The organism is Aeromonas sp. QDB25 (assembly GCF_027707725.1).
GTDB classification, from domain to species: Bacteria; Pseudomonadota; Gammaproteobacteria; order Enterobacterales; family Aeromonadaceae; genus Aeromonas; species Aeromonas caviae.
The window spans coordinates 13,619-37,020 of sequence record NZ_JAPCIZ010000009.1; the positions used below are offsets into that span (position 1 = coordinate 13,619).

Sequence of the window (23,402 nt, forward strand, 5' to 3'; positions counted from 1 at the left end):
ACCACGGCCCCGGGCGGGCGGGTACAGAATTCAGCCCATCCCGGACCATGATTAAAAAAAACAAACCAAATTAGGGGCTTATAACAGCAAAAAGCGCTGAAAAAAGTGATCCAACCAGTCAAAAAAAATGTTTAACCCGGCCTCTACCTTAGCGTTTTTTGTTCTTACGAAATCTGCCGTTGGCTCATCTGATGAGATGAAAAGGGAAAAAGTAACCATTTTGCAACGTTCAGGGGGCCGCGTCCCCGCCTGCTGGCGGGTTCGGGCCCCCTGGTGCAACCGGGCCTTGGGCCCGTTTCAGGCGCGCTCTGCTTACCAGGCCGCCTCATAAATATGCCGGCTCTGGGCCAGGTCGATGTCGCCGTGCTCACCCAGGGCGGTCATGCCGTGCTCTTCGAGCTTGGCCAGCAGGGCGTCGATCCGGGCGTCGGCCACGTAATCCCGCAGCCGGGTCTTGATCCCCATCCGCTCGAAGAAGTCGCGGGTGGCGGCGATGGCACCGTCGATACGCGCCTCGTCACTGCCGCTGCGCAGATCCCAGACCCGCTCGGCGTATTGCAGCAGCTTGGCGCGCTTCTGCTCGCGCTTGGCCTGAAGCAGGGCGGGCAGCACCACCGCCAGGGTCTGGGCGTGGTCCAGACCGTGCAGGGCGGTGATCTCGTGGCCCAGCATGTGGGTGGCCCAGTCCTGGGGTACACCGGCTCCGATCAGGCCGTTCAGTGCCAGGGTGGCACTCCACATGATGTTGGCACGCACGTCGTAGTTTTCCGGCTCCACCAGCGCCTTGGGCCCCTCTTCCGCCAGGGTCAGCAGCAGCCCTTCTGCGAAGCGATCCTGCACCTTGGCATCCACCGGGTAGGTGAGGTACTGCTCCAGGGTGTGGATGAAGGCATCCACCACCCCATTGGCCACCTGACGGGCGGGCAGGGTGTAGGTGAGCACGGGGTCGAGCACGGCGAAGCGCGGCATCACGAAGGGAGAGAAGAAGTGCTGCTTGTCCCCAGTGCTCTTGCGGGTGATGACGGCGCCCATGTTCATCTCGGAACCGGTGGCCGGCAGGGTCAGCACGCTGCCCAGGGGAATGGCGGAGGCCACCTCCCCCCCGACGGTCTCGAGGATGTGCCAGGGATCCCTGGCCGGATCGTAGTGCGCGGCCGCGGCGATGAACTTGGAGCCGTCCAGCACGGAGCCGCCGCCCACTGCCAGCAGGAAGTCGACCTTCTCGGCGCGGGCCAGTTCGACGGCGCCCATCAGGGTCTCGTAGGTGGGGTTGGGCTCGATGCCGCCAAATTCAAACAGGGTCAGGCCGGCCAGCTCGCGGCGGATCTGGTCCAGCAGGCCGCTGCGCACCACGCTGCCACCGCCGTAGGTGACGAGGATGCGGGCGTCGCTGGGGATCTGGCCGCGCAGCTGGGCCACCTGGCCCTTGCCGAACAGCACCTTGGTGGGGGTGTGCAGGATGAAGTTGTTCATGGGATCTCCCGGGGTGGTCGTAGTCGGTAAGGTATGGGTTGCATTTTTCTCTTATAACCCCTTACCATCAAGGGAGCTTTCTGCCGATTTCTTGCCTATTTCTACTGAGCATGGATAAATGAGTACAAATCAGCCCATCGCGGCGACCCACCAGTCCGCCCTCGCCAGCCGGCTCGCCGCCCTGGCACCCCACCCGGGGATCACCGCCGCCCCCGTGCCCGGCGTGCACCTCATCTACACCACGGAGCATCACGACCGCATCCCGGTGCTCTACCGCCCGCGCATGATCATCATCCTGCAGGGGCACAAGGTGGGCTATCTCTCGGACTTCACCTTCCGCTACGACCCCGAGCACTACCTGATGATGACCCTGCCGCTGCCCTGCGAGTGCGAGTGCTTCGCCTCCCCCGAATCCCCTCTGGTGGGGCTCTCGGTGGAGATCGACGTGGCGGCGCTGCAGGCCCTGCTGCTGGAGATGGGGGACGCGGCCCCCGCCCCGGCGGAACCGGGTCGCGGCGTCGTCTCCGTGCCCCTCTCCGAGACCATGCTCTGCGCGGTGGAGCGCCTCATCGACGTGATGGACAAGCCGCTCCACGCCCGGGTGCTGGGGCCCCAGATCGTGCGCGAGATCCTGTTCCACGCCCTGCACGAAGGGGGGGCCCCCGCCCTGCTGGCCATGGCCAGCCGTCACAGCCAGGTGAGCCAGATAGCCCGGGTGCTGCGTATCATGGAGCAGCGCTTTACCGAGAACCTGACGGTGGAGGAGCTGGCCCGGGAGGCGAACATGAGCGTCTCGGCCTTCCACCACCACTTCAAGGCGGCCACCGCCACCTCGCCCCTGCAGTACATCAAGACCCTGCGCCTGCACCGGGCGCGGCTGATGATGCTGCACGACGGCCTCAAGGCCGGGGTGGCGGCGGACAAGGTAGGCTACGAGAGCGGCTCCCAGTTCAGCCGCGAATACAAACGCTTCTTTGGCAACACCCCGAGCGAACACGCGGCACGCTTCCGCTCGGGACAACTGCGTATCGTGGAGGGATGACATGCGCACACTGATCCTGCTCGTTCTGACCCTGCTGGCCACCGCCTGCACCGGCATTCCACCGGGACACCAGGTGGTCAAGCCCTTCCAGCTCGACCGCTACTTGGGCACCTGGTACGAGGTGGCCCGCCTCGATCACGGTTTCGAGCGCGGCCTGAACCGGGTCACCGCCACCTACAGCCTGCGGGATGACGGCGGTGTCAGGGTGATCAACCGGGGGCAGGACGAACAGGGGGAATGGCGCGAGGCCGAGGGGCGCGCCTACTTCGTGGGTGACAGCGACGAGGGGCGCCTCAAGGTGAGCTTCTTCGGCCCCTTCTACGGCAGCTACAACGTGCTGGCGACGGACTATGACCTCTCCCTCGTGAGCAGTTACAACCTCCAGTACCTCTGGATCCTCTCCCGCACGCCCCATCCCCCCAAAGAGAAGGTAGAGGCCCTGGTCGAGCGGGCCCGGGGGCTCGGCTTTGCCACCGACCGGCTGATCTGGGTCAGCCAGGATCCGGCGGGGAACGCCCCATGAGGATCTTCCAGGCCACCCCCGGGGACATTCCCCGGGTCACCCCCCTGTTCGTGGAATACCGGGCGTTCTACCGGCTGCCTGCCCGGCCCGAGGCCGCCGAAGCCTTCCTGCTGGAGCGCTGCACCGCCGGGGAGTCGGTGCTCTTCGTGGCCCAGAGCGAGGCGGGAGAGGTGCTGGGATTTGCCCACCTCTATCCCCTGTTCTGCTCCCTCGCCCTGAAGCCCATCTGGCTGCTGTACGATCTGTTCGTGGCGCCGGCGGCCCGCCAGCAGGGGGTGGCCCAGGCGCTGCTGGCGCGGGCCGATCGCCACGGCCAGGAGACGGGCGCCGCCTTCCTGATGCTGAGCACCGCCACCGACAACCGGCAGGCTCAGGCCCTCTACGAAGGGCACGGCTACCAGCGGGACAATGAGTTCTACAGCTACATCAAGCCTCTCTGAGCCTCTGCCTGCACCCGTTGCAGGGCCAGGACCCGGCATTATTCAGCGGGTGCATGGCGAAATAATATCCATACACAGAATGAATAAAGGCGACCCCGGGGTCGCCTTTGTCACATCCGGGTCGCAGCCTAGAGCCGGAAGCGCCCGATCTCCTGCTCCAGCCGCTCGGTGAGAGACTTGAGCTGGGCCGCCTGGGCGGCCTCTTCGCCGGCCTGGGCCGCCAGCGCCTGGGAGACGTGGCGGATATTCTCGGTGTTGCGGCTGATCTCGCCGGTCACCGAGGTCTGCTCCTCGGCCGCCGCCGCGATCTGGGTCGCCATGTCGCTGATGGCGCCGATGGCCTCGTTGATCCTGCCCAGGCTGAGATTCGCCGCTTCGGCGTCCTCCACGCTGGTGCCCGCCAGCTGGCGACTGGTCTCCATGCCGCCCACCGCCTTGCGGGTGGTCTGCTGCAGCGCCTCGATCATCTGCTGGATCTCGGCGGTGGAGTCGTGGGTGCGCCGCGACAGCACCCGCACCTCGTCCGCCACCACGGCAAAGCCGCGCCCCTGCTCCCCGGCCCGGGCCGCCTCGATGGCGGCGTTCAGGGCCAGCAGGTTGGTCTGCTCGGCGATGCCGCTGATGGTGGCCAGAATGCCGCTGATCTGCTGGGCGTGGCCATCCAGCTCGTGGATGGTCTGGCTGGCGTCGGAGACCTCCCCCGCCAGCCCCGTGATGCTGCGCTGGCTCTGGCCGACCTGGGACTGGCCGGCCACCGCGAGGCGCACCGCATCGCCGGCGGTGTTGGCGGCAAACTCGGCGTTGCCGGCGATCTCCTGGGTGGCGGAGGCCATCTCGGTCACCGCAGTCGCCACCATGACGATCTCGTCCTGCTGCTGGCGCACCCGCTGGCTGCGGGCCTCAGCCCCCGCCGCCTGGGTGCGGGACTGGGCCGCCAGCTCGACGGTGACGTCCCGCAACCGGCTGACGATGCCGTGCAGTCGCGCCACGAACTGGTTGAAGTTCTGGGCCAGCTGCCCCACCTCATCCTGGCTGCGGGTGGCGATCTGCACCGTGAGATCCCCCTCCCCGTGGGCGATGTCGGCGAGCGCCCTGGAGACCCGCCCCAGATCCGCGAACAGGTAGTTGAACATGGCGATGAGCAGGGCACCGAACACCAGCAGCAGCACCAGGGTCAGCCCCACCAGTTGCCACAGCAGGGAGGCGAGCGGCGCCTCCAGCACCTCCTTGTACATCACCATGGCGAGCAGCCAGTCGGTGCCGGGCACGCCTTGCACCGAGAGCAGCACCTCGCGCCCGTTCAGGTTGGCGCCGTGCAGTTCGCCGTCGCGGCTCCACGCATCCAGCGCCGCCCCGGTGAGACCGGGATCCAGCTCCGCCACCTGCTTGAGCGCCAGCTCCTTGTTTGGGTGGCCGACGATGAGGCCGGTGCGGTCGAGCAGCATGGCGTAGCCCTCCCCCTGCACCTTCATGGCCAGCACCTCGTCGATGAGGGCGTCGAGGGAGAGATCCGCCCCGGCCACCCCGATCACCCGGCCCTGGTGGCTCACCGGCTCGGCCAGGGTCACCACCATCTGCTGCATGGTCACGCTGACATAGGGCGGCGTGACGATGAGCTTGCCCGCCTTGTCGGCGTTCTGGTACCAGGGGCGGGCCCTGGGGTCATAGTTGGCGGTGTTGAGGGCGGGATCGTGGCGGGTCATCTCCCCCTGCGCCGAACCAAAATAGGTGAGGCCGAAACCGCCGGAGGTGCGGGTCTGCAGCAGGTGGGGCACCAGGGCCGTGTCGGGGTCGTGCGCAATGACGGCGGCCAGGGCGTCGACCGCGTGCTTGCGATCCGCCAGCCAGTTGCCGATGGCCACCGAGTGGGCGTGGCCGTAGTTGACCGCCTCGCTCTGGATGGCGTCAAGGGTGCGGGATTTGAGGGTGTGGAAGGCGACAATACCGAGCAGGGCTGCCATCAGCAGCACTACCCCCAGGCTGGCCGCGAGCAGCTTGCCGCGCAACGAGAGAGTCATGACAACGAATCCTTGTGGTAGCCGGGGGCCGGGAATACCCCCATCTTGGTAGTTCTATCGGCACAATGATGAACGGTCTTTAGTGAATCCTGATATTTTTTCATCTATCAACAACAGAACGCACTACCAGCAACAGACTGTTCACTATTCCATGCTGACACCCGCAGGCACCACAAGGCCGCCCTAAGGCGGCCATGAGGTCAGGTCGCGGATGACGAACAGCACCACCCGCTGACCTGTCTCTTGAGGGCGGTTTCAGGCGTCTGCAAAGAGGGTTGGCGGGCAGGGTTGAGCATCCATCTGGAACCGAGTTGGTGCTCCCCCTGTTGCCCCCTCTCGGCAACGTGGGCTGTGCTAGATTGGGTATCCCGTTTTCAAGGAGAACCCGCTGCCATGCCACGAAATATCGAGATCAAAGCCCGCATAGCCGGGGTCGATGACCTTACCCCCAAAGCTGCGGCCATCGCCGACAAGGGCCCCGTCGACATCGCCCAGGACGATACCTTCTTTCGCTGTGAATCGGGCCGCTTCAAATTGCGGACGCTCTCCCCGTCGGCAGGCCAGCTCATCTTCTACCGCAGGCCTGATCAACAGGGTCCGAAGGAGAGCTACTACCACATCACGCCAACGAACGAGCCGGACAAGCTGCGGGAAACGCTCACCCTGGCTTGCGGCCAGATTGGCAGAGTGCGAAAACAGCGGACCCTGTTTCTGGTGGGCAGAACCCGGATCCATCTCGACCGGGTTGAAGGGCTGGGTCACTTCCTCGAACTGGAAGTGGTGCTGGAAGATGACGAGCCGCGCGAGGTGGGGATGCAGGAAGCTCACGACATCATGGCGCGTCTCGGTATCGAGCCCTCCCGGTTGATCGAAGGCGCCTATCTGGATCTCCTGCTGCAACGACAACCCTGAGGGATTCACAACAGCGAGGCCGCCCGAAGGCGGCCTCGTACCATCAGGGAGCAGGGTTATGTCACCCGCGCCAGCGCCGTGTTGATCCTCAGGTTGGTCGCCTCCAGCCCCGGCTGCTGGCCGTAGAAGTCGAACGCCAGCTCGACCCCGGGGCGAAACAGCAGGCAGTGGGTGGAGCCGCCGAAGTGGAACATGCCGAGCTGCTCCCCCTTCGCGATCCGCTGCCCCGGCTGCACCGTCACCTCGCAACTCGACACCTCCGCCATGCCCACCGGCACCACGCACATCAGGCCGATCCTGGGGTTGTCCGCCTCGATGAAGATGAGTGCCCGGGTCGCCACCGCGGTGAGGAAGGGCTGGGACTGGTTCGGGGCGCTGGGGTCGGGCCCCGCCGGGCTGTCAAAACCCTGGTGGCGGTTGGCCAGGTAGTAGCTGCCGTTGACCACCTTGACCGAGCGCACCGTGCCGCTCACCGGGCTGTGCCAGCGGTGATAGCTGAGGGCGCAGAGGAAGGCCTGATAGAGGGTGCCTCCCTCGAACGCGGCGGCGCGCGGGTCGAAGTCCAGCAGGTTGTCCAGGGAATAGGGCTGCCCCTTGAGCCAGAAGGCGTCCTGCCGTCTTACCCCGGTCACCACCTGCAGCGGGGCCGACTCGCAGGCGTTGGCGATCACGCTGTCATCGTCCGGGGCCGTCACCGGCCGCACGCCGGGGCAGAAGCGGCGGGTGAAGAAGTCGTCCCAGCTGGCGAAGCCTTCGTATTCCTCTCCCGGCGCGGTGTGGAAGATCCCCTCGAAGCGCTCTGGGGTGGGGTTGTCGCCGGCCCCGAGCGCCCCCTGCGCCACCTTGACCATCTCCCGTTTCGCCACCTCCCCGAGCCAGGGGACGATCAGGGTCTGGCGATCCAGGGGGCTCACCGACTCCGTCAGCACATAACGGGACGCGGGACTTTGCAGGAAGTCGGCCCAGTAACCGAGGATCTTGCGCAGCTGCTGGTTCACCAGCGCGTTGGCAAAGAAGTCATACCCGGCGGCCGTCGCCATGGGCCAGTTAAGCAGGGCATTGATGGGGAATCCGATCAGCCCGGCGGGCTCCTGGGTCTGCACATCTTGATAGGCTTCCGGGGCCGTGGTCATGATGCCGTTGAGCAACTGCAGGAACTCATCGAAGCTGCGCACCTGGACCTGACCGAGCGGCGTGCTGTGCTCATGCTGCCACGCCTCGTCAAACATCCCCTGGGCCTGCTGATGCAGGAGAGGATCCTGCTCCACCAGCGCCTTCAATCCGGCGATCGGGGCCACCAGCGGGCGAGGCTGGCGGGTGACCGCCTGACGCAGCCGCTGTACCCAGCGCGCCACATGGGCCTGATCCCGGGGGACCCAGCCACCGGCATGGGCATGGGGGTGACGCGTATCCACTGCCTTGTTCATCGCTCTCTCCTTGTTGAAGCGCCTTGGGCCCGCCGGATGCGATGCGCCTGAGGGCGCCATCTGGCAGGAAGCAAGGTGTAGCACAGGGGAAAAGCGGCCTCCATTGGCAGAAATGGCAGCGGCGAAGCAGGGAAAAAGAGGCTAACGGAGACGGTGGCAAACGCCGGAAATGCGAAAGGCCAGCTCAATGAGCTGGCCTTTCTGAAAAATGGCAGGGGCGGCAGGACTCGAACCCGCAACCATCGGTTTTGGAGACCGCTGTTCTACCAATTGGAACTACGCCCCTGCAACAAACGAGGCGTAGTATACAAAGCAGAGGTCAAAGGTAAAGGCTTTTTTTCTCACTTTCGATGCGATCGAACAAATGACGAGCAGATCCCCGCAATTCCAACAAGGAGCGGGGGTAAGCTGCTGTATTTGCAGCCCCGACGGGGTAGGAATGGGACACAAATGGGGGTAGGGTGAAACCAGGCTCAGGGAGGCTGCCCATGCTCAATTACCGACTGCTGCAACAGCTTGCGCCCCTCAACTTCCGGGATGAGCGCAAGACGGAAACCCTGGCCGACTATCTGGACAGAGTCTCTCCCCTGGTGCCCTCCATTCCCTCCAATGTGCTCGCCCAGTGGATTTACCGTCATTGGCGCGGTTTTGAATCCAACTGGAGCTTTATCGATCTCGCCAGCCACCAGTTCGAGTGTGAGCACTGGCCCACCGCCCAGATTATCGAGCAGATAGACTCCCGCCACATGGAGGTGATCGATCGCTGGGGCGAGATGCTGCGCAGCAACCGCTACGTGCGCCGCTCCTGGCTCGGCGATGACATGCTGCACCGGGGCACCTGGTCCGAGCCTGTCATCGTCCTCGCCACCGCCCCGGGAGCCTGCTACCCGGACGGTCACCCCCTGCCCCATCCCTACTGCCTGCTGGAGGGGCACCACAGGCTCGGCTACCTGCGCAGCATGGCCGCCGATGGCGCCCCCTTGCAGGCGCAGCACGCACTCTGGATTTGTCGACCCGTTCGCGACACTTAAACGTTTTTCCGGCCAAATCCTGCCTCTGAAATAAATTTTTGACAATTCAAAAACCAGCCCTATAATCGGTGCGGTTTTGAAAAAGGTCGGGACAGGACAATGCCGTTTTTGATGAAAAAAGCAGCCTTGCAGACGGGTGGAGCGCACCAGAGCGGCCCCGTTGTTTCCGGTTCCCGTCCCACAGATCCCCCGTTTTTTTTGAAAAGAGCCCCTGTTTCAGGGGCTTTTTTTTGTGCCGGAAAAACCTTCATTGATGCCAAAGGGAATGCAGACGATGACCAATCCACTCTATAACAAACACGTCATCTCCATCTCGGATCTGACCCGGTCCGACATGGAACTGGTGGTCGCCACCGCACAGCGGTTGAAGGCCGAACCCGACAGCCGCCTGCTGAAAGACAAGCTGGTCGCCAGTTGCTTCTTCGAAGCCTCCACCCGCACCCGTCTCTCCTTCGAGACCGCAGTCCAGCGCCTGGGCGGCAACATCATCGGCTTCGCCGACGGCGGCAACACCAGCGCCAAGAAGGGCGAGACTCTGGCCGACTCCATCAAGATCATCAGCTCCTACACCGATGCGGTGGTGATGCGCCACCCGAAGGAAGGGGCAGCCCGTCTGGCCTCCGAGTTCTCCCGGGTGCCGGTCATCAACGGCGGTGACGGCTCCAACCAGCATCCCACCCAGACCCTGCTCGACCTCTTCTCCATCCACGAGACCCAAGGCAAGCTGGACGGCCTCAACGTCGCCTTCGTCGGTGACCTGAAGTACGGCCGCACCGTCCACTCCCTGGCCCAGGCCCTGAGCCTGTTCAACTGCCGCTTCTTCTTCATCTCCCCGGAGGCGCTGGCCATGCCGGACTACCTCTGCGAGGAGCTGGAAGAGAAGGGCATCCGCTTCAGCGTGTACGAGACCATGGAAGAGGTGATGCCGGAGCTCGACATCCTCTACATGACCCGCGTCCAGAAGGAGCGCTTCGACGAGACCGAGTACAAGCACATGGCCGCCAAGTTCGTGCTGGAGCTGGCGACCCTGGAAGGGGCCAAGCCCACCATGAAGGTCCTCCATCCCCTGCCCCGGGTTGACGAGATCGAGGTCGCCGTCGACAAGACCCCCCACGCCTACTACTTCCAGCAGGCGGAGAACGGGGTCTATGCCCGCCAGGCACTGCTGGCACTGGTACTGAACGAAACCGTCTAAGGGAAAGGGGAACATCATGTCCGAGAAGAACCAACTGCAAGTCGAAGCCATCCGTCACGGCTCCGTCATCGACCACGTCCCCGCCGGCCAGGGCATCAAGATCCTCAAGCTGTTCCAGCTGATCGAGACCCAGGAGCGGATCACCGTCGGCTTCAACCTCAAATCCGGCGCCCTCGGCAAGAAGGATCTCATCAAGATCGAGAACACCCGTCTGACCGAGCAGCAGGCCAACCAGCTCGCCCTGTTCGCCCCCAAGGCGACCGTCAACATCATCGAAGACTTCGTGGTGGTGAAGAAGCACCAGCTGGCGCTGCCGGAGTTCATCGAAGGGGTCTTCCACTGCCCCAACTCCAACTGCATCTCCCACAACGAACCGGTGGAGAGCTACTTCCGGGTGCGCGAGGTGAAAGGGGCGGTGCGGATGAAGTGCAAATACTGCGAGAAGTCCTTCACCCAGGACATCGTCAGCGAACGCTACTGATTTCCTGCCGACAAAGGATATCCATGTGGGCCCCATCGGGCCCATTTTTGAACCCTGTCACATCACTTATTCCCCCTTTGGTTATAATTTGCCATCCCGTAATGGATATACCTCGCTCATCCCCTGCTTGAGTGCTCCTCATTAGTGTTTTTCGCTATGAAAAGCCGGAACGACAGACTGGGCGAGACCGCCATCGCTCATCGCCAAAGGAAGTCGCCATGGTCAACACCCTCAGCCGCCCAGCAGAACCAGAGTCCGACCTGGCCCAGCTCGACGCCTGCCGCCAGATCATCGGCCAGCACTGTTACAGCACCCAGGAGGAGATCCGCCGCGAGCTCTCCGCCCGCGGTTTTGCGGACATCAGCCAGTCCACCATCTCCCGCCTGCTGCGCCGTCTCGGGGTCGCCAAGGCCCAGAACGCCAACGGCAAGAAGGTCTACACCCTGGTGGACGAGCAGCTGGAGCCCGCCGGCAGCACCCGCTCCATCCACGACATGGTGCGCGCCGTGGTCCACAACCAGCAGATGGTGCTGGTGCATACCACCCCGGGGGCCGCTACCGTGGTGGCTCGCCTGCTGGATCGCAACGCCAATCCCGAGATCCTGGGGGCCGTGGCCGGCAACGACGTGGTACTGATCGCCCCGCGCCACATCAGCCGAACCCGCCAGGCTCACGCCGCCGTGGTGCGCACCCTGGAAAACGCCCGCTGACCCCTGCTGGATGCCAGAAGGCGACCCCGGGGTCGCCTTTTTGTTGCCCGCGCGGCAAGGAGCCAGACCACGGGAAAGCCCGGGCGCCCCACCTTGCCAGCCATAAAAAACGGGAGCCCCAGGCTCCCGTTGTTGTCCCTATGTCTGTCGGCATTCATGCCAGCACGGCGCCCAGGCTCAGGCAGAGCACGATCAGCACGGTCAGCATGCCGAGCAGCGGGGCCACCCACTTCAGCCAGCGCACATAGGGCACCTTGGCGATGGCCAGCCCCCCCATGACCACGGCGGAGGTCGGGGTCACCAGGTTCACCAGGCCGGAGGCGGACTGGTAGGCGGTGACCACCAGCTCGCGGCCCACGTTGGCGAAGTCGGCGAGCGGCGCCATGATCGGCATGGTCAGCACCGCCAGACCGGAGGAAGAGGGCACCAGGAAGGAGAGCACCACTTCCAGCACGAACATCACGTTGATGAACACTACGGTGGAGAGGCCGGTCACTATCCCCTCTGCACTGTGCAAGATGGTGTGGGTGATCATGCCGTTGTCCATCACCACCACGATACCGCGGGCGATACCGATGATGAGGGCCACGCCGAGCAGATCGCGGGCACCGTCGATGAAGTTGGAGGTCAGCTCCTCCTCGCTCATGCGGGAGATGACGCCGACGATGATGGCGGCAGCCAGGAAGACGCCGGAGATCTGCGCCATCCACCAGCCCAGCACGGCCACCCCGTAGATCATCACGGCGAAGGCGGCGACGAAGATACCCAGCACGATCTTGCGGGTGGTGGTGAACTCCAGCATCTGGTCGCTCTTGTTGCCGAGGAAGTGGGCACGGTTCTCTTCCCACTTGTCGGCCACCAGGGACTTGCTGGGATCGCTTCGCACCATCTTGGCGTAACGCATCACATAGGCCACGCAGATCAGCCAGCCGGCCACCAGCATGGCGACCCGCAACCAGATGCCGTCGGTGAAGGAGATGCCGGCCGCGTTGGCGGCGATCACGGTGGCGAACGGGTTGATGGTGGAACCGAGAGTACCGATACCGGCTCCCAGCAGCACGGTCGCGGCAGCCACGACAGGGTCGAAGCGGGCGGCCATCATCACCGGCACCAGCAGGGTGTAGAACGGCAGGGACTCTTCCGCCATGCCGTAGATGGTACCCCCTGCGGCGAACAGCGCCATCAGGATGGGGATCATCCACTCTTCACGGCCACGCAGGCGATCGGTGACGCGCTCGATACCGGCATCGATGGCACCTGTCTTGGTCACGATGCCAAGGAAGCCACCGATGATCAGGATGAAGAGGGAGACGTCGATGGCGCCAGCCTCATAGGTGTCGTGGTTGTAGAGACCGTCGATGGGTGCCAGCAGCACGTCGACGATCCCCTGGGGATTGGCATCCACCAGTTTGTAGGTACCGGCCACCGGCACTTCCTTGCCGAGGGCCTCGTTCATGGTCATCTCGTATTTGCCGGCCGGCACTATCCAGCTCAGGGCGGCCACCAGGGCGATCAGCACAAACAGTATCGTGTAGGCTGACGGGAACTTGAATTTGGTCATGGTCCAGCTTCCTTCTGTGGGTGTGGTATCCATGCAGGCTGCGGGTCGTAGGGTTGGAGGTATTATGCCGCTGTCACATGGTTGAAAAGCCGGGGGTCACCCCCCGGCACCACTGACGACGTCAGTCGCCCAGCGTAGCCACCATCACTGCCTTGATGGTGTGCATCCGGTTTTCCGCCTCGTCGAACACGATGCTGTGCTCGGATTCGAACACGTCCTCGGTCACTTCCAGGCCCTTCATGCCATATTTGTCGGCCACTTCCTTGCCCATGGTGGTCTCGTCGTTGTGGAACGCCGGCAGGCAGTGCATGAACTTCACATCCGGGTTCTTGGTCGCGTTGATGACATCCATGTTGACCTGATACGGGGTCATCAGCTTCACCCGTTGATCCCAGGCTTCCTTCGCTTCACCCATGGAGACCCAGACGTCGGTGTAGAGGAAGTCGGCACCCAGCACACCCTCTTTCACGTCTTCGGTCAGGTGGATGCGCGCACCGGTCTCTTCGGCGATGAGGCGGCAGGTGGCAACCAGCTCCTCTTCCGGCCAGAAGGCTTTCGGCGCCACCAGACGGATGTCCATGCCCATCTTGGCGGCACCCACCATCAGGGAGTTGCCCATGTTGTTGCGGGCATCACCCAGGTAGGCGAACTTGATCTGATCCAGACGTTTGCCCTTGCCGTGCTCCAGCATGGTCATGAAGTCCGCCAGGATCTGGGTCGGGTGGAATTCGTTGGTCAGGCCGTTCCAGACCGGCACACCGGCGTGGGCCCCCAGCTCTTCGACGATCTCCTGGCCGTAGCCGCGGTATTCGATGCCGTCATACATGCGGCCCAGCACCCGGGCGGTGTCCTTCATGGACTCCTTGTGACCGATTTGGGAACCGCTCGGGCCGAGGTAGGAGACCTGGGCGCCCTGGTCGAAGGCCGCCACTTCGAACGCACAGCGGGTGCGGGTGGAGGTCTTCTCGAAGATCAGGGCAATGTTCTTGCCGACCAGATGCTTGCGCTCATAGCCACCGTATTTGGCTTTCTTCAGGTCGATGGCCAGATCGATCATGTATTGGATTTCGCGCGGGGTGAAGTCCAGCAGTTTCAGGAAGTTACGGTTACGCAGATTAAAAGCCATGATGAGTTCTCTCTATATTTGTTCAGACCAATTTGGCAGTGTCATTGACTACGCAGTTGTTCAGACCAGAGCCTTGGCTCAGGCATTGACGGTATTGGTGGCGACGATGTTGGTGCCGGCTTCCCCCTTGAGGATGGCGAGGCCATCTTCCAGGGAGCCGATGCCGACCATGCCGCCGGTCGCCTTGACGAATTCACAGGAGGCTTCGACCTTGGGCCCCATGGAGCCGGCATCGAACTTGACCCCGGCCAGCTCGTCCGGGCTGGTGACCCGCAGCGGACGCTGGGTCGGTTTGCCCCAGTCCAGATACACTGCATCGGCGTCGGTCAGGATCAGCAGGGCGTCGGCCTTGATCTGCTTGGCCAGGTAGGCGGCAGACATGTCCTTGTCGATGACGGCCTCGATGCCGGTCAGGCTCTGGCCATCCCAGGTCACCGGGATGCCACCACCACCGGTACAGATGATGAGGTGACCCTGGGCAATCAGGGTTTCGATGGCGTCGCCTTCGACGATGCGCTGGGGCAGCGGGGACGGCACCACGCGGCGGAAGAACTTACCGTCGGCCTTGACCACCCAGTGCTTCTCGGCAGCCAGGGTGCGGGCTTCCGCCTCTTCGTAGACGGGACCGATGAACTTGGTCGGGTTGGCAAACGCCGGATCCTGGGGATCAACCTGCACCTGGGTCAGCAGCGCGGTGACGTTGCGGCTCGGCATCAGGTTCTTCAATTCCTGGATCAGCATGTAGCCGATCATGCCCTGGGACTCGGCACCCAGCACATCCAGGGGATAGGGGGAGACCTTGGTGTAGGCGCTGTTCTGCAGGGCCAGCAGGCCGACTTGCGGGCCGTTGCCGTGCACCAGCACCACGTTGTAATCCTCGGCGATGCGGGCGATGGTCTTGGCGGCGGTGGCGATGTTCTTGCGCTGGATGTCGGCTTCCAGAGGTTCACCGCGGCGGAGCAGGGCATTGCCCCCCAGGGCGACGACGACAGTTGGTTTTTTCATGGGTGTTACTCTCGAGTTCGGGTGTGTGTGGCGCCAGCCTCTGCCGGCGCCACGCCGTCTTGTCAGATGCCGTCACGTTCCATCGGGCAGCTCATGCAGCGGGCGCCGCCGCGACCACGTCCCAGCTCTTCACCCGGGATGGGCAGCACAGTGATGCCGGCCTTGTCGTACTTCTCGTTGGTGTAGGTGTTGCGCTCGTAACCCACCACCACGCCGGGGCGCACGGTCAGCACGTTGTTGGCGTCGTTCCACTGCTCCCGCTCGGCCTCGAAGCTGTCGCCGCCGGTGGTGATGAGCCTGAGCTGATCCACCCCCAGCGCCTTCTCGATGGCGGTCACGAAGTAACCCTCTTCCTTGATGTTCATCCCGGTGGCACCGCCCGGGGTCAGGCTCCAGCAGTTCACATCCTTGCGGATGACTTCCGGATAGACGGAGAAGGTGTCGACATCCATGTGGGTCATGACGGTGTCGAGGTGCATACAGCTGCGGTGTTTCGGCAGCTCCATGGCGATGACCTGCTTGGCCTGACCGTGCTTGAACAGGCTGCGGGCCAGATGCTCCACCCCTTGCGGCGTGGTGCGCTCGGACATGCCGATGAGCACGGCGCCACGGCCGATGACCAGGACGTCGCCCCCTTCGATGGTGGAGTTGTCGTAGTCGCGCTCCTCGTCACCGAAGTACTTGATGAACTCCTGACCGGCAAACTGCGGGTGCCAGCGGTAGATGGCCTTCACGTGGTTGGTCTCGCGACGACGGGCGGCCTTGGCCATGGGGTTGATGGAGACGCCGCCATAGACCCAGCAGGAGGTATCGCGGGTGAAGAGGTGGTTGGGCAGCGGTTCGATGATGAAATCGGTCGGGGCATGCATGCCGACCACCATGTTGACGCCGCTGTAGGGCATCTCGGAGTAGGTGAGGCCGCCGGAGAGGATGCGGGCCAGCTCGCGGTGAGGCATGTCCGCCAGGAAGCAGCGCACGTCGTTGGCCAGGGCAGTGCCGAGGCGATAGTCGGAGACCTGGTGTTGCAGCAGCCAGGCTTTGGCTTCCGGCACGTCCAGGGTTTCCGCCAGCAGATTGGTCAGGAGGAAGACTTCGACATTCTGATCGCGCAGTACCTGAGCGAATTTGTCGTGCTCCTGACCGGCACGTTCCACGGACAGGACGTCGTCAAACAGCAGATCCTGGCAGTTGGAAGGGGTCAGACGCTTCAGACTGAGGTTGGGGCGGTGCAACATGACACGGCGCAACTGGCCAACTTCAGAACCTACATAAAATTTGCTCATGATGATATTCCGTCTAGCAGTGGTCCCTGCGAGTGATTGAATAGATTCCTTCTATTCAGGCTCGTGGCTAAGGCGGGATATTCTTTATGTAGGGTACTCGGCTTGTGTTCTATCCTGCCCTTGCCTTTCGACGCAGAGATTAGGTCTGGCAACTCCACCAAACTTGGACATTGATCACATTCACCCGAGACTGCATAAATTCAGAAGTTAATTTATGATGGAGTTTACATATCTGACATTTCCCTCACCCTCCATCCGGCATAAATACGCAATAAAGCCCCAACATATTCCACAAAGAGCGCAATTTCATTCATCCATGATATCCAGAAATGGATAGCCACTAATAAAAAAATCAAATAAATCATTACATTAAAATCAAAATGCTCATTTTTTGAATAAAGCTCACCCAACTTTGAATTTATCCTCGCTTATCATCCCGTTTGCTCTCACATAAATAATCACCTGCTCCTTTATCGCTGAATAATCCATCTCTTGTCCCAGATCATGGCGGCCCGCCCGGGCCAGATGGCGAGCCTCATCGCCAAGTCGTGTGCACTATCTCTTTTATATGGATATGCATTTTGCACGCATCCTGATGGCGCCTTTTTCATCGACCGGTGTGCAACCGGGATTCAAAGTTTTTTCATTAGTTGAATTTTTTCAGTCACCTTGCGCCGATTTCGGGTTCGCCTTAACTCAAAAAGTGATGCTTGTCACATTCGTTCCCGTCACCAAGGAGATAACCATGAAGATCCCGTCGCTGTTTCTGCTCGTCGCCCTGGTCCTGCCCATGACACCGGCCTTGGTGCATGCCCAGGGAGCCCCCGCCATGCCGCTGGTGGTCTGTCACGTTGACCAGGCACCCCAGATGCTGGTACCCGCCTACCTATGCCAATGGCACGGTGGCAGCCAGCATCCCTGACCCTCTCGCCCAAGGGGAGGCGATCTCCTCTTGGGTCATCCCCGCTTTACCTCCTTTATCTCCTGAATGGGATCCGGACCACGCCACCTGCATCATGCCCGTTGCCCTCCTCCCCCCTAATCTGCGATCGACACTGACCGGCCTCCCCGGATTCTGAACCGCAGTTAAACGCCTTGTGAGACATTCGCCATAGACTGAGTAAGCAAAGTGCCAACAAAATTCTCGCCATAGTCGGAAGATGCGCGTGAAAAAACAGCACAACAGATCATTAAAGCCATGATTTTAAAAAAGATAACTTCATTATCCTTTCTCGGGAAACCAGTTTGAAAAAAACGTTTTTCAGCATGTCATTGTCGCCCTGCGCGAAATCCTTATAGTTACTCCTGCACGGACGCAATGAAGTCGGTCAGGAAGACTGGCTGCCAGGGTTGGGCAAATGGACTCACCACAGGATGTGGTAAAGGACACCTCCCAGGACGGAGAAAGTGCGACGGGAACGGATGACTCGTCAGGCCATGATGGCTAAAGGACACCCCAAAGGATTGGGAAGGGGAAACCTAAAGGAAGAGGTATAGTCAGGGATTGCAGGGAGCAACTTCGTTCAAGGATATGAGCGATAAGACTATCGGGGGCGACGCAAGTCGCCCCCATCTTTTTTTGGGTTTTTTTCACGTCTGCCCGCTGATGGGTTACCCCGGCCACGGCGTTGCTGGCCAGGATGCCCCGGATTCGCCCAGCCGGCGCTATTCCAGCCGGAAGTGCCCCACTATCTCCCGCAGCCTGTCATAGGTGCGCTGCATGGCGTTCGAGCTGTCCACGGTGCGCTCGCCATTCCCCTTGAGCTGGGTGATCACCTCGGCGATGGCACTCATGTTGCGATTGATCTCCTCGGCAACGGCACTCTGCTCCTCCGCGGCCGTGGCGATATGGCTGATGAGATCGTTGATCTCCACCACTTCTCCCGCCATCAGATCCAGCGACGCATTCACCTTGCTGGTGTTTTCCGCCGCATCCTGGCAGCTCTGCCGGGTGTTGCCCATGGCGGCCACCACGGTCTGGGTGCCCCGTTGCAGCCGGGTCAGCATGGTCTGGATCTCGGCAGTGCTCTTCTGGGTGCGTCCCGCCAGAGAGCGCACTTCGTCCGCCACCACCGCAAACCCCCGCCCCTGCTCACCAGCCCGGGCCGCCTCGATGGCGGCGTTGAGGGCCAGCAGGTTGGTCTGCTCTGCGATGCCACCGATGACCCCGAGAATCGAGCCTATCTGCTGCACATCCTGCTGCATGGCTTCGATGGAGTGTGCCGTGGTCTCCACCTCCGTCACCAGCGCAGTGACGCTGGCCATGGCCTGATCCACCACCTGACGCGACTGGTTGGCCAGTTGCTGGCTCTGGCCGGTCAGCTGGGCAGTATTGGCCGCGCTCTCCGATACCGAGACGGCAGTACGGCTCATCTCGTTGATGGCGGTGACCACCTGTTCGGTCTCCCGCACATGCTCCGCCAGCAGGCCCTGGGCTGACCCCGTCTGCCTCGCCAATGCCGATATCCCTTCATTGAGCTGGCCACTCGCTTGTCTCACCTCCCCCATCATGCCCTGCAACTGCTCGATGAAACGGTTGATGCCCGCCGAGATCTGGCCGAGATCATCCTTGCTGGTTACCGTGAGCCGGCGGGTCAGATCCCCATTGCCCTGGGAGAGCTCCTGCACCAGGTCGCGCAGGGAGAGGATGGGTCTATAGGCCAGGTTGAGGGCCACCATGGAGAGGGCCAGTACCAGCGCCGCCACCCCGAGCAGGGCCAGGGTGATCTTGCCGTTGAGCGCCTGGGTCATGGCCCGGATATAGTCGAGATCCACATAACCGGTCAGGGTCCACTCGCTGCCGCGAATATCCAGCTTGTTGGGGCGGCTCTCGCTCTCTCCCTGGGGCTTGCTGCTGTAGAGCACCTGTCCCTGACTGTCGGTGAGGGAGAAGTAACGCCCTTCCCCGCTTACCTTGGTCAGCAGCGTCTTGAACTCGCTCATGTCGAGGTAGTAGAGGTAGGCGGAGTCGGCACCGCGCGGCACTAGGATGGAGATGACGGGTTTGCCGTCCAGCTGCTCCAGCGGGCTGACGGTGATCTGGTTGTTGGCGGCGGGGATCAGCTTGCGCAGGGCGTCAACCCTGGCCTTGTCGTCGATGACCCCGTTCGCGTCGAATGCCATGTCGCCAATGAGCTTGACGATGTTGTGAAAGCCGGTCTCCTGCAGCGCCTTCTTGACGCTGGTCACCCCGAGGTTGAGGTTGGCGGCCAGCAGCACCTTCTGGTTGATGTCACCCGCCAGCTTCTCCCTGACCAGGGTGATCTGCTCGTTGATGTTCTGGGTGGCCTGGGTGCGGATGTAGCCGCTGATGAAGTGGTTGACGCTGAACCAGGCGGTACCGATGGTGACCAGAATGGCGAGCAGCAACAGCACGTTGATTTTGACTTTGAATGCCATGGTATGGGTCCCTCCAAAGAGAAAGGGCCGGGATGACCCGGCCCTCCCTGCCAATGCTTACTTCTTCTTGGCGTACTTCATGGAGTCCAGGGCTACCGCCAGGATGATGATGCCGCCCTTGATGATGAACTGCCAGTAAGGGCTGACACCGATGTAGGTCAAACCATAGTTGATCAGCGTGAAGATAAGTACGCCGGTGATCACACCCGCGACAGTTCCCACACCGCCGGCAAACGAAACGCCCCCCACCACGCAGGCCGCGATGGCATCCAGCTCGTACATGAAGCCGAGGTTGTTGGTGGCACTGCCGATCCGCCCCGCTTCCAGCATGCCGCCGAAGGCGTAGAAGACACCGGCCAGGGCATAGATGACCACCAGGTTGACGGCGACGTTGACGCCGGACACCTTGGCCGCTTCCGGGTTGCCACCGATGGCGAAGATGTTCTTGCCAAAGCGGGTCTTGTTCCACAGCACCCAGACGAAGACGCTGGCGATGGCCGCATAGAAGGTCAGGTACGAGAGTTTGAACCCGCCAATCCGGATGAAGCCCTGCGCAAAGTTGGAGAAGCGAGGATCAAACCCGGCTACAGGGGAAGCCCCCACGGAGTCGAAATAGAGGGAGTTGATGCCGTAGACGATGATCATGGTGCCCAGGGTGGTGATGAAGGGCGTCACGTTCAGGTAGGCGACGATAAGGCCGTTGACCAGACCAATCAGGGCCCCCACCACGCACACCAGGAGGATCACCGCCGGAATGGGCACCTCCCCCAGGGTGGGGAAGACCTTGTTGACGTTGGTCAGGGCCTGCAGCATGGTGGCCGCGATCAGCGCTGCCAGGCCGACCTGGCGACCGGCCGACAGGTCAGTACCCTGGGTGATGATGATGCCCGCCACCCCGAGGGCGATGATGACCCGTACCGAGGACTGGGTCAGGATGTTGCTGAGGTTGGTGAGGCTGAGGAAGGAGGGCTCCTTGATCACGATGATCATGAGCAACACCAGCAACACCACATAGATGCCGTTCTCTTTGAGCGCCTGCATCAGATTGAAATTTTTAGCCGACTCCATAATGTCTTCCTGTCTTTATAGGTACAGAGATGCCAGGCGCAGGATCTCGCTCTGGTCAGTTTCTTTGGTGTTGACGATCCCCGCGACCCGGCCATTGCTCATGACCATGATGCGGTCCGTGATGCCGAGCAGTTCCGGCATTTCGGAGGAGATGATGACGATGCCCTTGTCCTTCTTCGCCAGCTCCAGGATGAGCTGGTAGATCTCGAACTTGGCGCCGACGTCGATACCCCGGGTCGGTTCATCCAGCATCAGGATCTCGGGCTGGGTCAGCAGCCAGCGACCGATGATCACCTTCTGCTGGTTGCCACCTGAGAGGGAGCCGATCTGGGTCTGCTGGGTCGGTGTCTTGACCCGCATGGAGTCGATGACCCACTGGGTATCGCTCTTCATCTTGTTGTCGCTGAGCAGCCCCATGGATCCCTTGTAGTTGTCCATGTTGGCGATCAGGGAGTTGAAGGCGATGTCGAGGCGTGAATAGATCCCGGTGGAGCGGCGCTCCTCGGTCACCAGGGCGAAGCCGTTCTGGATCGCCTCGTGGGCGTTGTGGTTCGCCACCTCTTTGCCGTGCAGCTTGATGGTCCCTTCGCTGCGATCGCGGATGCCGAACAGGGTCTCCACGATGTCGGTGCGCTTGGCCCCCACCAGACCGGCGATGCCGAGGATCTCCCCCTTGTGCAGGTTGAAGGTCACGTCCTTGATGGAAGGCTGGTTCTTGGCCGTCAGGTGCTCGACCTCGAGGATCACCTCTTTGGGCTGGTTGGTTTTTTCCGGGAAGCGCTGGGTGAGCTCGCGGCCGACCATCATGCCGATGATCTGATCCATGGTCATGCCCTTGAGGGGCTGGGTCGCCACCCACTGGCCATCCCGCAATATGGTGATCTCGTCACAGAGCTGGAAGATCTCTTCCATCTTGTGGGAGATGTAGACGATGCCGCACCCCTTCTCCTTGAGCTTGTTGATGATCTTGAAGAGGTGGTTGACCTCTTTCTCGGTCAGGGAGGAGGTGGGTTCGTCCATGATGACGATCTTGGCGTCATAGGAGAATGCCTTGGCAATCTCGATCATCTGCATCTGGGAAACCGACAGGGTGCCGACCTTGACCCTGGGGTCGATGTCGATGTCCAGCTCCTCGAAGATATGCTTGGTGTCCTGATACATCTTGCCGTGGTCGACAAACAGTCCCTTGGTGGGATAGCGGCCGAGCCACATGTTGTCCATCACGGTGCGTTGCAGTACCAGGTTCAGCTCCTGGTGCACCATGGAAACGCCATTCTCCAGCGCCTCTTTGGACGAGGTGAAGTTGATCTCCTGTCCCTTGAAGAAGATCTTGCCCTGATCCTTCTCGTAGATGCCGAACAGGCACTTGAGCAGCGTGGACTTCCCTGCGCCATTCTCGCCCATCAACGCATGCACAGAATGAGGACGGACCCGTAAATTGACATTATCGAGTGCCTTGACGCCAGGAAAGCTCTTACTGACGTCAATCATCTCCAACAGCCATTCTGATTGTTGCCGTGTTGTCATATCAGCCATCACATCTGGTTGAAAAGAGGGCAAGGGGATCTCCCTTGCCCTGAGGGGAGGAATTACTCGAATTGGGACAGGTTGTCTTTGTCTACGCCCACGTAGGCAACGCGGACGACCTTGTTGTCGATCTTCCAGTTGGTGCCTTCACCGGCCGGCTTGCCTTCGGCCAGGTTCTTGGTCAGCTCGAAGGTGGCCTTGGCCTGGTTGGCCGCATCGTTCAGCACGGTACCGGCCATGGCACCGCTCTTGACCATGGCCAGGGCTTCCGGCAGGGCGTCAACACCGAACACCGGGATGGCTGTCTTGCCCTGGGCCTTCAGGGATTCCACTGCGCCCATCGCCATGCCGTCGTTGTTGGCGATGACCACTTCGATCTTGTTGGCGTTCGGACCGGAGATCCAGGCGTCCATCTTGTCCTTGGCCATGGCGGTATCCCACATACCGGTATCCATGTGCAGCTGCTCGGTCTTGATGCCGCCATCGTTCAGAGTCTTGACGACGTAGGTGGTGCGGGCTTCTGCATCCGGGTGGCCAGGCTCACCCTTGAGCAGCACGAACTGGATGACGCCATCCTTGTTCAGATCCCACTCGGGGTGCGCTTTCCAGTGCTTGGCGATCAGCTGGCCCTGGATGATGCCGGACTCCTTGGAGTCGGTGCCAACGTAGTAGGCCTTGTCATAGCTGGCCAGGTCGGCCGCGCTCGGTTCCTTGTTGTAGAAGACCACGGGGATCTCGTCCGCACGGGCTTTCTCAATCACGACAGGGGCCGCCGCCGGGTCAACCAGGTTGATGGCCAGGGCCTTCACGCCCTTGGCCAGCAGCACGTCGATCTGGTCGTTCTGCTTGGACTGGTCGTTCTGGGAGTCGTTCATCAGCAGTTCCACACCCGGGGTGGCCGCCGCTTCTTTCTCGATGGCCTTGCGCACCACGGCCATGAAGTTGTCGTCGTACTTGTAGACGGTGACCCCGATACGGGTATCGGCCTGGGCTTGGGCTCCCGCCATCAGTCCCATCAGCAAGGTGGCAACTGTCGTGAGTTTTTTCATTGTTATGCTCCGATCTCTATCTGTTTTTTGTAGGGAATGCTGTACACCGTTTGAGCTGGCGCCAGCCTAATGTAATCAGTTTGTTGTGAGGCGGTCTGTGATCCTGGCAACAAAATGAAAACGTTTACACTC

General features: G+C 61.8%; 20 protein-coding genes and 1 tRNA gene. 9 read left to right on the plus strand and 12 right to left on the minus strand.

The annotated features are described in order from the left end of the window. Positions 1-312: 312 nt before the first annotated feature. Positions 313-1,473, minus strand: coding sequence for an alcohol dehydrogenase (yqhD, locus tag PG883_RS04860; protein WP_041214265.1), 1,161 nt, complete (start codon positions 1,471-1,473; stop codon positions 313-315). A 118-nt stretch (positions 1,474-1,591) separates the two neighbouring features. On the opposite strand from yqhD, the gene PG883_RS04865 reads away from it, so the two are divergent. From PG883_RS04865 to PG883_RS04875, 3 genes are read left to right on the plus strand one after another with little or no spacing between them, the layout of a single operon-like run. After that, complete coding sequence (locus tag PG883_RS04865) at positions 1,592-2,515, plus strand: AraC family transcriptional regulator (protein ID WP_010675998.1); 924 nt, start codon at positions 1,592-1,594, stop codon at positions 2,513-2,515. 1 nt (position 2,516) lies between these two features. Further along, positions 2,517-3,038 (plus strand): lipocalin family protein, encoded by a 522-nt coding sequence (locus PG883_RS04870; RefSeq protein ID WP_039039627.1) that lies wholly within the window; start codon positions 2,517-2,519, stop codon positions 3,036-3,038. After that, positions 3,035-3,478, plus strand: a complete 444-nt coding sequence (locus PG883_RS04875) for a GNAT family N-acetyltransferase (RefSeq protein WP_042015636.1) — start codon at positions 3,035-3,037, stop codon at positions 3,476-3,478. Before PG883_RS04870 ends, PG883_RS04875 begins: the two co-directional genes overlap by 4 nt. A 128-nt stretch (positions 3,479-3,606) precedes the next feature. On the opposite strand, the gene PG883_RS04880 is transcribed toward PG883_RS04875, so the two are convergent. Next, complete coding sequence (locus PG883_RS04880; RefSeq protein ID WP_200164622.1) at positions 3,607-5,496, minus strand: methyl-accepting chemotaxis protein; 1,890 nt, start codon at positions 5,494-5,496, stop codon at positions 3,607-3,609. 393 nt (positions 5,497-5,889) lie between these two features. Here PG883_RS04880 and PG883_RS04885 point away from each other — a divergent pair, with 393 nt between their 5' ends. Beyond that, the gene (locus tag PG883_RS04885; protein WP_200164621.1) at positions 5,890-6,408 is read left to right on the plus strand and encodes a class IV adenylate cyclase; all 519 of its coding nucleotides are present in this window, start codon (positions 5,890-5,892) and stop codon (positions 6,406-6,408) included. A 56-nt stretch (positions 6,409-6,464) separates the two neighbouring features. Here PG883_RS04885 and PG883_RS04890 read toward each other — a convergent pair whose 3' ends face one another. Both PG883_RS04890 and PG883_RS04895 read right to left on the minus strand, forming a co-directional pair. Beyond that, complete coding sequence (locus tag PG883_RS04890) at positions 6,465-7,835, minus strand: phosphatidylserine decarboxylase family protein (protein ID WP_270807007.1); 1,371 nt, start codon at positions 7,833-7,835, stop codon at positions 6,465-6,467. A gap of 209 nt (positions 7,836-8,044) precedes the next feature. Next, positions 8,045-8,121, minus strand: a tRNA-Trp gene (locus PG883_RS04895). A 202-nt stretch (positions 8,122-8,323) separates the two neighbouring features. Here PG883_RS04895 and PG883_RS04900 point away from each other — a divergent pair. The 4 genes from PG883_RS04900 to PG883_RS04915 all read left to right on the plus strand — a co-directional run bounded on the left by PG883_RS04900 (position 8,324) and on the right by PG883_RS04915 (position 11,252). Beyond that, positions 8,324-8,866 (plus strand): hypothetical protein, encoded by a 543-nt coding sequence (locus PG883_RS04900; RefSeq protein WP_219596405.1) that lies wholly within the window; start codon positions 8,324-8,326, stop codon positions 8,864-8,866. A gap of 274 nt (positions 8,867-9,140) precedes the next feature. Next, positions 9,141-10,061: an aspartate carbamoyltransferase gene (gene pyrB, locus PG883_RS04905; RefSeq protein WP_270807008.1), complete on the plus strand. Its 921-nt coding sequence runs from the start codon at positions 9,141-9,143 to the stop codon at positions 10,059-10,061. Positions 10,062-10,077: 16 nt separating this feature from the next. Then, entirely contained in the window at positions 10,078-10,542 is a 465-nt protein-coding gene (gene pyrI / locus PG883_RS04910; protein WP_010676006.1) for an aspartate carbamoyltransferase regulatory subunit, read from the plus strand. A gap of 218 nt (positions 10,543-10,760) precedes the next feature. After that, entirely contained in the window at positions 10,761-11,252 is a 492-nt protein-coding gene (locus tag PG883_RS04915; RefSeq protein ID WP_039039633.1) for an arginine repressor, read from the plus strand. A 154-nt stretch (positions 11,253-11,406) separates the two neighbouring features. Here PG883_RS04915 and PG883_RS04920 read toward each other — a convergent pair whose 3' ends face one another. The 4 genes from PG883_RS04920 to arcA form a co-directional block, all read right to left on the minus strand. Further along, positions 11,407-12,813: a YfcC family protein gene (locus PG883_RS04920; protein ID WP_041214260.1), complete on the minus strand. Its 1,407-nt coding sequence runs from the start codon at positions 12,811-12,813 to the stop codon at positions 11,407-11,409. Between the two features lie 121 nt (positions 12,814-12,934). Then, positions 12,935-13,939, minus strand: coding sequence for an ornithine carbamoyltransferase (argF, locus tag PG883_RS04925; protein WP_010676009.1), 1,005 nt, complete (start codon positions 13,937-13,939; stop codon positions 12,935-12,937). A 78-nt stretch (positions 13,940-14,017) separates the two neighbouring features. Beyond that, a complete protein-coding gene (gene arcC, locus PG883_RS04930) occupies positions 14,018-14,944 on the minus strand; it encodes a carbamate kinase (RefSeq protein ID WP_039039634.1) in 927 nt (308 codons plus the stop codon). 62 nt (positions 14,945-15,006) lie between these two features. After that, positions 15,007-16,227, minus strand: a complete 1,221-nt coding sequence (arcA, locus tag PG883_RS04935) for an arginine deiminase (RefSeq protein WP_010676011.1) — start codon at positions 16,225-16,227, stop codon at positions 15,007-15,009. 745 nt (positions 16,228-16,972) lie between these two features. Here arcA and PG883_RS04940 point away from each other — a divergent pair. Beyond that, the gene (locus PG883_RS04940; RefSeq protein WP_134997205.1) at positions 16,973-17,149 is read left to right on the plus strand and encodes a hypothetical protein; all 177 of its coding nucleotides are present in this window, start codon (positions 16,973-16,975) and stop codon (positions 17,147-17,149) included. 743 nt (positions 17,150-17,892) lie between these two features. Here the strand turns inward: PG883_RS04940 and PG883_RS04945 are convergent. The 4 genes from PG883_RS04945 to mglB are packed head-to-tail and all read right to left on the minus strand — an operon-like array spanning position 17,893 to position 23,270. Further along, the gene (locus PG883_RS04945) at positions 17,893-19,626 is read right to left on the minus strand and encodes a methyl-accepting chemotaxis protein (RefSeq protein ID WP_010676013.1); all 1,734 of its coding nucleotides are present in this window, start codon (positions 19,624-19,626) and stop codon (positions 17,893-17,895) included. Positions 19,627-19,683: 57 nt separating this feature from the next. After that, positions 19,684-20,694 (minus strand): galactose/methyl galactoside ABC transporter permease MglC, encoded by a 1,011-nt coding sequence (mglC, locus tag PG883_RS04950; protein ID WP_010676014.1) that lies wholly within the window; start codon positions 20,692-20,694, stop codon positions 19,684-19,686. 15 nt (positions 20,695-20,709) lie between these two features. Continuing rightward, positions 20,710-22,230 carry a galactose/methyl galactoside ABC transporter ATP-binding protein MglA gene (gene mglA / locus PG883_RS04955; RefSeq protein ID WP_010676015.1) on the minus strand — a complete coding sequence of 507 codons (1,521 nt, stop codon included), beginning with the start codon at positions 22,228-22,230 and terminating at the stop codon, positions 20,710-20,712. Positions 22,231-22,283: 53 nt separating this feature from the next. Continuing rightward, the gene (gene mglB, locus PG883_RS04960; RefSeq protein WP_010676016.1) at positions 22,284-23,270 is read right to left on the minus strand and encodes a galactose/glucose ABC transporter substrate-binding protein MglB; all 987 of its coding nucleotides are present in this window, start codon (positions 23,268-23,270) and stop codon (positions 22,284-22,286) included. Positions 23,271-23,402: the final 132 nt, after the last annotated feature.